Below are 9,127 nucleotides of genomic sequence, written 5' to 3'. Positions count from 1 at the left end.
TGCACCGCCGCGCCCAGCCCGCCCGATCCCGCCGCGGCATTGACGGCGTTCAGCACCGCCCGCGCCAGCTCGCCCAGGCTCACCTCCCCGTCCGCCGCCGCCCGCGCCAGCGACCGTGTCAGGCTTTCGCCCGCCCGGTCGAAGGCGTCCTCGATCGCCCCGGCCGCTCGCTCGGCGGGTTCCCTCAGCGCCTCCAGCGCCGCCGCCGCCTCGGCCGCCTTCAGCGGCACCCCGTCCAGCCCGCCCGGCTCGAACTCATCCGCCATCCGGCCACCCCTCCATCATCCGCTCCAGTCCGACCCGCCCCAGCGGCTCCGCGCCCGCCGGCGCCTCGACCAGCATCCGCCATTCCCTCAGCGACAGCCGCCAGAACGCCTCGGGCGTGATCCCCAGGGCCGCCGCCGTCCGCAACATCTCGGCCCAGGGCGTCATCCGGCCGCCGCCGCGAACGCCTGCGCCACGCCTTCCGCCGCCTCGCGCGGATCAACCCGGGCCGCCAGCGCGCCGTCCTCGCCCCCGCCCCGCAACAGCGCCGCCAGCACCAGCATCAGGTCCCGCGCAGACAGCGCGCGCATCCGCTCGGCCACCCCCGCCAGTCCCTCGACGCCCAGCCCCGTCTCGATCTCCGCCAGCGCGCCCAGCGTCAGGCACAGCCTGCGCTCGGCCCCGGCCAGGACGACGACCGTCTCGCCGCGCACGCCGTTCATCAGATCGCGCTGAACCCGATCGCCCCGGCGCTGGCCAGGCTGATCGCAAACGTCGCCTCTCCCGCATGCTCGCCGGCGTACTCCAGCGCCGCCACCAGGAACGGCCCTTCCAGCACGCCGAAGTCCGGCACGATCAGCCGCCAGGTCTTGGCCGCCTGATCGAAGAAGGCCTCGCGAACCAGGGCGTCGGACGCCGCATCGCGGAAGATCCCCTGCCCCGCCACCGCCGCCGACTTCACCCCCGCGCCCGCCAGCAATTCGCGCCACCGACCGGCGCTGTCGCCGTCCGTCGCATCCACCGTGCGCGCGTTCAGCGAGATCGTTCGCGCCCTCAGCCGCGCGCAGACATGGCCCAGCCAGCCGGCGCTCTCGCCCCCGGCCCCCGTCTCGTCCCCATTTCTCGCCATGAACCAACCATAGCGCACCAGCGTCCTCAGGCGCGTCGATCGCCTCGAGAAAAGCACAAGCCCATGATTTCGTTGAATTCAGACCAGCGTCATTATGACAGTTGGCCGGATCGACCTGACGCCGTCAGCCCCGCTCCAGCGCCCACTCCGGCGCCTCGAAGTCCAGGGCGTCCTCGGCCTCCTTCAGCGCCAGCTCCGAGATCGTCTGCCCGCGCACCGACACCCCCGCCGCATGCACGCTCTCCCGGTCGCCCGACACCAGCGGATGCCACCACGCCAGGTCCCGCCCCTCGTGGATCCGGCGATAGCCGCACGACTTGGGCATCCACTCCAGCGCCTCGATATTGCCGGGCGTCAGCTTGATGCAGTCCGGCACGTGCATCTTCCGGTTCGCATAGTCCGAGCAGGCGCACGTCGCCGGATCGAACAGCTTGCAGTGCACCCGCGTCGGGATCACCTCGCCCGTGTCCTCGTCCTCGAACCGGATCACGCAGCACAGCCCGCACCCGTCGCACAGGCTCTCCCACTCCGTGGGGCTCATCTCGGCCAGGGTCTTGGTGCGCCAGAAGGGTTGCATGTCGGCCTCATACAGGTCGACCCCGGCGATGTCGCGGCCGATCGGTCGTGGCGGTCCCCACCGTCCGCCGCTATATCCGCCGCCATGGCCGCCAGACCCCCTTTAGTCGCTCTCAAGGACGTCCGCCTCCAGGACGGACCCCGCCCCCTGTTCGACGGCGTCGATCTCGCGGTCGAGCCGCGAAGCCGCGCCGCTCTGGTCGGGCGGAACGGCGCGGGCAAGTCGACCCTGATGAAGGTTGTCATGGGCCTGATCGAGCCCGACAGCGGCGACCGTTCGGTTCAGGCCGCCACCCGTTTCGCCTATGTGCCGCAAGAGCCGGTGATCGTCGGCGACACCCTGCTGGACTACGCCAGCTCCGGCGAGGCCGAGCCCTGGACCGCCGAGGCCTGGCTGACCACCTTCGGCCTCGATCCCGCCAAGTCGACGCAGGGCCTGTCGGGCGGCGAGACCCGCCGCGCCGCCCTGGCCAAGGCCTTCGCCGAAGAGCCCGACCTGCTGCTGCTGGACGAGCCCACCAACCACCTCGACATCCTGGCCATCGAACTGCTGGAGAACGAACTTCTCCAGGCCCGTTTCGCCGTCCTGGTGGTCAGCCACGACCGCGCCTTCCTGAACCGCGTCACCGACACGGTCCACTGGCTGGAGGGCCGCCGCGTCCGCACCCTGAACAAGGGCTTCGTGGAGTTCGACGACTGGTCCGCCAAGGTCATGGAGGAGGAGGCCGAATCCCTTCGTCGCCTGACCAAGAAGATCGAGGCCGAGACCTACACCTTCTACCGCTCCATCACCGCCCAGCGCACCCGCAACGAAGGCCGCGCCCGCGCCCTTCAGGCCATGCGCGCCGACCGCGCCGAGCGCGTCCGCGACCTGCCCAGGGAGCTGAACCTGGGCGTCGATTCCGGCGTCGCCTCCGGCAAGCTGGTCGCCGACATCAAGGGCGTGTCCAAGGGGTTCGGCGAGCGCACCCTCTTCAGGAACCTGACCACCCGCATCATCCGCGGCGACCGCCTGGGCATCGTCGGTCCCAACGGCGCGGGCAAGACCACCCTGGTCAAGGTGCTGCTGGGCGAACTGGCGCCCGACGAGGGAGCCGTCCGCATGGGCGCCAACCTCGAGCCCGTCTACCTCGACCAGTCGCGCGAGGGGCTGAAGTCCGACATGACCCTGTGGGACGCCCTGACGCCCGGCGGCGGCGACTCCATCCTGGTGCGCGGCCGCTCCATGCACGTCGCCGCCTACGCCAAGGACTTCCTCTTTTCCGAGGCCCAGCTGCGCCAGCCGATCTCGACCCTGTCGGGCGGCGAGCGCAACCGTCTGCTGCTGGCCCGCGCCCTGGCCAAGCCCGCCAATCTGCTGATCCTCGACGAGCCGACCAACGACCTGGACATGGACACGCTCGACAAGCTGGAAGAGCTGCTGGAGGGCTATGACGGCACGCTGATCCTGGTCAGCCACGACCGCGACTTCATCGACCGGCTGTCCACCTCGACCCTGGCCCTGAACGGCCGCGGCGACATCGTCGAGACCCCCGGCGGCTGGACCGACTTCGTCCGCCAGAATCCGGGCTTCCTCACCGCCTCTCCCTCCCCCTCGGGGGAGGGCAGGCCGCGCAGCGGCCGGGCGGGGACGGCAGGGGACGCCCCCCCGCCGCCGCAGCCCAGGAAGACCGCCAAACTCTCCTACAAGGACGCCCGCCGGCTGGAGGAGTTGGAGACGCTGCTCGAAACCCTGCCCGCGACCATCGCCAGACACGATGCGACCCTGGCCGATCCCGACCTCTACGCCCGCGATGCCAAGGCCTTCGACGCCGCCATGAAGGCCGCGGAAAAGGCCCGCGCCGACCTCGAGGCCGCCGAGCTGGAATGGCTTGAGCTGGAAGAGAAGAAGGCGGCCCTGGCGGGCTGAGCCTCAGCCGTCCGTACCGCCCTGGTCCTTGGACGCCGCCGCCTTGGCGCGCCGATCCTGCACCACGGCCACCACGATCGCCGCCACCAGCCCGAAGGGAAACCACAGCCCGAACTTGCCGGTCAGCAAGCCGATCAGGCCGAAGATCAGCAGCACGGCGAAGGGGGTCAGGCGTTTCATCCCGCCAGGCTAGGCCAAGGCGCGGCGGGCCGTCCAGCATCTTGAGGGCGGCGCTCGCCATGTCTGCGCCCCTCGACGTCCGGATCGGCGTCGCTATCTTCGCCCCATGCCCCTTCGCACCCACGTCGTCGACTATCCGCCGCCGCAACTGGCCGCCCAGCGCCGCATCAATGCGGTCCTGGCCCGCGCCCCGCGCCTGCGGACCGATCCGTGGCGCGTGGAGGCCGGCCAGCGCCTGTCGCTGTGGCTGGACGCCGCCGCCGGCCGCGTCACCGTCCCCCGCCTGAGGAAGCGGGGCGTGACGGTCGAGATCGTCCAGACCGACGACGACCAGCCGGTCCCCCTGCGCATCCTCCGCCCCGCCGGCCCGCCCCGTGCGGTCATCCTCGATATCCACGGCGGCGGCTGGGTCCTGGGCAGCGCCGGCCTGAACGACCGGCTGAACGCCCATCTGGCGCACCACGGCTTCTGCGTCGTCTCGGTCGACTATCGCCTGCTGTCCGAACGGCGGAAGGTCTTCATCGACTGCGCCATCCAGGACTGTCTCCAGGCCGCCTACTGGACCGTCACCCACGTCGACCAGCTGGGCGCCGCCGATCTGTTCATCGCCGGCGAGTCGGCGGGCGCGCATCTGGCGGCCCTGACCGCCGTCGCCCTGCGCGACCAGGGGCTGATCGACCTGGTGAAGGGCTGCGTCTTTTCCTACGGCGTCTTCGACCTGTCGGGCAGCGAAAGCGTCCGTTCCGCCGGCCCGGAGACCCTGCTGTTCAACGGCCCGACCATGCAGGCCGACCTCGCCCGCCTCGCGCCCGACCGCGACGAGGCCGGCCTGCGCCAGGCCGACGTCTCGCCCCTCTACGCCGATCTGACCGGCCTTCCGCCGGCCCTGTTCCTGGCCGGCGAATACGACCCCCTGTTCGAGGACAGTCTGCTGATGGCGACCCGCTGGGGCCAGGCGTCCGAGGCCGACCTGATCCGCGCGCCGGAGACGCCGCACGGCTTCCTGCATTTCGGCGGCCCGGCCGCGCGCGGGGCCCGCACGGCGATCCGCCATTGGGTCGACGCCCGCCTGGGCGATACGAAATGACGCGCTGAACCCGACGAAACCAAAAGCCAAGCTGGGGATTGGTTCTGGTCACGGTCGGCGATCACGGAGGAACAGGGCCAATGCTTGCTGAATCAGGGGGCGCGCGGCCCTATCTTCATCCGCTCCACGCGCTTCTTCTGGGCTTCCCCATCGCCCTGTTCGTCTTCGCCCTGTTCACCGACATCGCCTATCTGAGGACGGCCGAGGTCCAGTGGACGAACTTCTCGGCCTGGCTGATCGTCGGCGCCCTGGTGTTCGGCGGCCTGACCGGCCTGTGGGCCCTGATCAGCCTGGCGCTGGCCTGGCGCAGCCCGGCCCGCCGCGCCGTCGCCCTGTATGTCGGCGCCCTGGCCCTGGCCTGGATCTTCGGCCTGATCAACGCCTTCAAGCACAGCCAGGACGCCTGGAGCTCGGTCGGAACCTTCGGCCTGATCCTGTCCATCCTTTCGGCCGTGCTGGCGCTCGTCGCCGGCTGGTTCGCCCATTCCATTTCGACCGTGCGGGAGATCGCGTGATGATCGGACGTCTTCTCGGCGCGACCGCCTCCGCCCTCGCCCTCACCCTGGCCGCCTGCGGCAGCCCCAGCGATCCGGCCCTGAACCAGACGGGCGCCCAGCCGGACCTGCCGCGGCAGGATCAGACGCTGATCCCGCCCATGAAGATCTCGCCGCCCGGCGGCTGGAACGGCGAGTTGCCGACGGTCCCGGCCGGCTTCACCGTCACGCCCTTCGCCACCGACCTCAAGATCCCGCGCCAGATGCTGGTCCTGCCGAACGGCGATGTGCTGGTGGCCGAGGGCTCGGGCGGCGCCGAGGCCCCCAAGATGCGGCCCAAGGACGTCATCGCCGGCGTCATCAAGGCCAAGGGCAAGAGCAAGGTGAAGGGCGGCAACCGCATAACCCTGCTGCGCGACGCCAATAACGACGGCACGCCCGAACTGCGCGCGGTCCTGGTGGAGAACCTGAACGCGCCCTACGGCCTGGCCTATGTCGACGGCTCGCTCTACGTCGCCGAACAGGACGCCCTGACCCGCTTCCCGTTCCAGCCGGGCCAGACCGGCATCTCGGCCCCCGGCCAGCAGGTGACGGCCCTGCCGTCCCACATCAATCACCACTGGACCAAGTCGATGACCGCCAGCGCCGACGGGCGCCTGCTCTACGTCGGCATCGGATCCAACTCGAACGTCGGCGAACGCGGCATGGCGGTCGAGCAGGACCGCGCCGTGGTGTGGGAGATCGACCGCATGACCGGCGCCCACCGCACCATCGCCGAGGGCATCCGCAACCCCACCGCCCTGTCGATCGAGCCGTCCACCAACCTGCTGTGGTCGGTCGTCAACGAGCGTGACGAACTGGGCCCGCAACTGGTCCCCGACTATCTGACCCAGGTCCGCGACGGCGCCTTCTACGGCTGGCCCTACAGCTACTGGGGCAAGACGCTGGACCCGCGCGCCCATCCGCAGAAGCCCGAAATGGTCGCGCGCGCCATCGCGCCCGACTACGCCCTGGGCTCGCACGTCGCAGCGCTCGGCCTGGACTTCGCGCGCAGCGGCGGCTTCGGCGGATCCTTCGCCAACGGGGCTTTCGTGGGCATGCACGGCAGCTGGAACCGCCAGGATCCGTCCGGCTACAAGGTCGTCTTCATCCCGTTCGCCAACGGGCGCCCGTCGGGGCAGCCGGTCGACTTCGCCACCGGCTTCCTGAAGGACGGCAAGGCGCGCGGCCGCCCCGTCGGCGTCGCCTTCGACCCGGCCAAACGCATCCTGCTGATCGCCGACGACGTGTCGAACACCGTGTGGCGGATCGCGCCGGGCGGATAGACGAGGGACGTCGTCCTACCGCCAGCTAGAGGACCTCGTAACTCGCCTCCGGTTTGCGCGCGTGGCGCCGAGCCGGAGGCGTCCGTTTCTGTGGACAACGCAAACCGCTGATCCGCCGAAGCGAATTCGATCCGTCCACAAACATTAACAGGCTTGTCCACCGCCGCCGGGCCAGTCGTGCACATCGGGGCGAGTTCGGGCGCTTGCCTCATAGCGGGTTTCGTCGGAACGTCAACGGGCCAAGGGACACGGCGGCGCGGAAATCCGGGGGAGACCCCGGAAATCAAGCGAACCGGCCCGGCTCTCCGACCCGACGTGACCGGGCGGTCTTCGGATCGTAACGTGCGACGGGCGGGATCCAGGCTCCAGTTTCCGGCGGTTCGCCGTCGGACGTACGGGGGAACCGGATCGGGATCGATGGACGACGCAGCGCAATCTGCGGAACGCCAAAGACCAGGAGCGCGACAGGATACAGCCGACCGCCCTTCCAGGTTCGCCTGGCACGGCGCCGACGCCGAGGCCCTGACCCGAACGGCCAAGTCCCAACCCGGACTTGGCGAGGGGACGAAGAGCACGGGTTCGCCCGGACGCTTCGTCCCCTCGCTCAATTCCGGCGCCTCTCTGCGGCGTCCGCCCGCGCCGCCTTCCCAACGCCGTCATCCGCCCCTAAAGCAGGACCATGATCCAGCGTGGGAATCGCCTGCTGACGCGTCGTCGCGCCATGGCCGCCGGCGGCGCCGCCCTGCTGGGCGTGACCGGCCTTTCCGCCTGCGGCCGCACCGAGGCGCCGGTGGACGAACAGGGCCGGGTGCGGCTGCGCTTCGCCACCGACTGGCGCGCCCAGGCCGAGCACGGCGGCTTCTACCAGGCGCTGGCCTCGGGGGCCTATGAGAAGCGTGGCCTGAACGTCCAGATCGTCCAGGGCGGGCCCGGCGTGAACGTGCCCCAGCTGCTGGCCTCGGGGGCGGTCGAACTGGGCATGGGCTCCAACAGCTTCATCCCGATGAACCTGGTCGCGGCCGGCGCGCCGGTGAAGGCGGTCGCCGCCTTCTTTCAGAAGGATCCGCAGGTCCTGATCGCCCACCCCGATCCGGCGCTGGAGAGCATCGCCGATCTGGCCGGCCGGCCCTTCCTGCTGGCCGACGCCTCCATCAGCGCCTTCTGGGTGTGGCTGAAGGCCCGCTACGGCTTCACCGACGACCAGGTGCGCAAATACACCTTCAACCTGGCGCCCTTCCTGGCCGACGAGCGGGCGGTGCAGCAGGGCTATCTGACCAGCGAGCCCTACACCATCGAGCAGGAGGCCGGGTTCGAACCGAAGGTCTTCCTGCTGGCCGACGAGGGCTATCCCTCCTACGCCGCCATGGTGCTGGCGCCCAACGCCTTCGCCCGCGACAACGCCGCGGCCCTGCGCAGCTTCATCGCCGCCTCGGCCGAGGGCTGGCGCGACTATATCCGGGGCGACGCCTCCGCCGCCGACGCCCTGATCCGCAAGGACAATCCGGAGATGACCCAGCCCATCCTGGACCAGGCGCGCGAGAAGCTGCGCCAGAACGCCATCGTCGACGGCGGGGACGCCGCCCTGTTCGGCCTGGGCGCCATGACCGAGGAGCGCTGGAAGGCCTTCTTCGACGTCACCAGCCAGGCGGGCGTCTACGACCCCAGCCTAAACTGGCGCGACGCCTTCACCGACAACTATCTGCCGGGCCGTGGCTGACGCACCGGCCGCCGCGCTGCGGGACGTGTCGGTCGCCTATCCGAGCCGGCCGGCCCTGGGGCCGCTGAACCTGACCGTATCCTCCGGCGAGATCGTCGCCCTGGTCGGCGCCTCGGGCGCGGGCAAGTCGACGACGCTTCGGCTGCTGGCGGGACTGGACCAGCCCAGCGGCGGCCAGGTCCTGCGCGCCGCCGCCCCCGGCCGCACCGGCTTCGTCTTCCAGAGCGCCACCCTGATGCCATGGGCCGACGCCCGGACCAATGTGGCCCTGCCGCTCGAGCTCGCCGGCCTGTCCAGGGCCGAGACGCGGACTCGCGCGGACCAGGCCCTGGCCGCCGTCGGCCTGGGCGATCGCCTGACGGCGCGTCCGGGCCAGCTTTCGGGCGGCATGGCCATGCGGGTGTCGCTGGCCCGCGCCCTGGTCACCCGCCCCGACCTGCTGTTGCTGGACGAGCCGTTCGCGGCGCTGGACAGCGTCACCCGACGGCGGCTGATCGAGGATCTGCACGCCGTCTGGGCCGGCGCCCGCCCGCGCCCCGCCATCGTCTTCGTCACCCATGACGTCGAGGAGGCCGTCTATCTGGCCGGGCGGGTGGTGGTGCTGGACGCCGCCAGCGGCCGGGCGGTCGCCGATCTTCCCACGCCCGGGGCGGCGCCGCGACCCGGCCGCGGGCGCGCCGAGCCCGCCTATCGCCAGGCAGTCGAGGCGGTCGCCGAGGCGCTGG

Annotated in this window: 12 protein-coding genes; 6 read left to right on the top strand and 6 right to left on the bottom strand. The window is 71.0% G+C overall.

Going from position 1 to position 9,127, the window contains the following annotated elements; all coding sequences use genetic code 11:
- The 5 genes from ACE3PU_RS14585 to ACE3PU_RS14565 form a co-directional block, all read right to left on the bottom strand.
- On the bottom strand, positions 1 to 266 hold a 266-nt coding region (locus ACE3PU_RS14585; protein ID WP_374390825.1), incomplete at its 3' end, for a phage tail tape measure C-terminal domain-containing protein.
- Positions 256 to 432 carry a phage tail assembly chaperone gene (locus ACE3PU_RS14580; RefSeq protein ID WP_374390824.1) on the bottom strand — a complete coding sequence of 59 codons (177 nt, stop codon included), beginning with the start codon at positions 430 to 432 and terminating at the stop codon, positions 256 to 258. The genes ACE3PU_RS14585 and ACE3PU_RS14580, both read right to left, overlap by 11 nt.
- The gene (locus ACE3PU_RS14575) at positions 429 to 707 is read right to left on the bottom strand and encodes a GTA-gp10 family protein (RefSeq protein ID WP_374390823.1); all 279 of its coding nucleotides are present in this window, start codon (positions 705 to 707) and stop codon (positions 429 to 431) included. Before ACE3PU_RS14575 ends, ACE3PU_RS14580 begins: the two co-directional genes overlap by 4 nt.
- On the bottom strand, positions 707 to 1,114 hold the full coding sequence (locus ACE3PU_RS14570; protein WP_374390822.1) for a phage major tail protein, TP901-1 family: 408 nt from the start codon (positions 1,112 to 1,114) through the stop codon (positions 707 to 709). The genes ACE3PU_RS14575 and ACE3PU_RS14570 overlap by 1 nt, the downstream gene beginning before the upstream one ends.
- Positions 1,115 to 1,238: 124 nt before the next feature.
- A complete protein-coding gene (locus ACE3PU_RS14565; RefSeq protein WP_374390821.1) occupies positions 1,239 to 1,691 on the bottom strand; it encodes a YcgN family cysteine cluster protein in 453 nt (150 codons plus the stop codon).
- Positions 1,692 to 1,775: 84 nt separating this feature from the next.
- Here ACE3PU_RS14565 and ACE3PU_RS14560 point away from each other — a divergent pair, with 84 nt between their 5' ends.
- A complete protein-coding gene (locus ACE3PU_RS14560; protein ID WP_374390820.1) occupies positions 1,776 to 3,599 on the top strand; it encodes an ABC-F family ATP-binding cassette domain-containing protein in 1,824 nt (607 codons plus the stop codon).
- Positions 3,600 to 3,602: 3 nt separating this feature from the next.
- On the opposite strand, the gene ACE3PU_RS14555 is transcribed toward ACE3PU_RS14560, so the two are convergent.
- The gene (locus ACE3PU_RS14555; RefSeq protein ID WP_374390819.1) at positions 3,603 to 3,779 is read right to left on the bottom strand and encodes a hypothetical protein; all 177 of its coding nucleotides are present in this window, start codon (positions 3,777 to 3,779) and stop codon (positions 3,603 to 3,605) included.
- A gap of 106 nt (positions 3,780 to 3,885) precedes the next feature.
- On the opposite strand from ACE3PU_RS14555, the gene ACE3PU_RS14550 reads away from it, so the two are divergent.
- The 5 genes from ACE3PU_RS14550 to ACE3PU_RS14530 form a co-directional block, all read left to right on the top strand.
- Positions 3,886 to 4,866 (top strand): alpha/beta hydrolase, encoded by a 981-nt coding sequence (locus ACE3PU_RS14550; RefSeq protein WP_374390818.1) that lies wholly within the window; start codon positions 3,886 to 3,888, stop codon positions 4,864 to 4,866.
- An 80-nt stretch (positions 4,867 to 4,946) separates the two neighbouring features.
- Positions 4,947 to 5,381 (top strand): DUF2231 domain-containing protein, encoded by a 435-nt coding sequence (locus tag ACE3PU_RS14545; RefSeq protein ID WP_374390817.1) that lies wholly within the window; start codon positions 4,947 to 4,949, stop codon positions 5,379 to 5,381.
- Positions 5,381 to 6,685: a sorbosone dehydrogenase family protein gene (locus ACE3PU_RS14540; RefSeq protein WP_374390816.1), complete on the top strand. Its 1,305-nt coding sequence runs from the start codon at positions 5,381 to 5,383 to the stop codon at positions 6,683 to 6,685. Before ACE3PU_RS14545 ends, ACE3PU_RS14540 begins: the two co-directional genes overlap by 1 nt.
- Before the next feature lie 679 nt (positions 6,686 to 7,364).
- Positions 7,365 to 8,402: an ABC transporter substrate-binding protein gene (locus ACE3PU_RS14535; RefSeq protein WP_374390815.1), complete on the top strand. Its 1,038-nt coding sequence runs from the start codon at positions 7,365 to 7,367 to the stop codon at positions 8,400 to 8,402.
- A partial coding sequence (locus ACE3PU_RS14530) for an ABC transporter ATP-binding protein (protein ID WP_374390814.1) occupies positions 8,395 to 9,127 on the top strand: 733 nt, incomplete at its 3' end. The genes ACE3PU_RS14535 and ACE3PU_RS14530, both read left to right, overlap by 8 nt.

This window comes from Brevundimonas sp. (assembly GCF_041911375.1).
In the GTDB taxonomy this organism is placed as follows: Bacteria; Pseudomonadota; Alphaproteobacteria; order Caulobacterales; family Caulobacteraceae; genus Brevundimonas.
The sequence above is the reverse complement of the archived record's forward strand: the minus strand, read 5'-3'. Positions and strand labels throughout refer to the sequence as shown.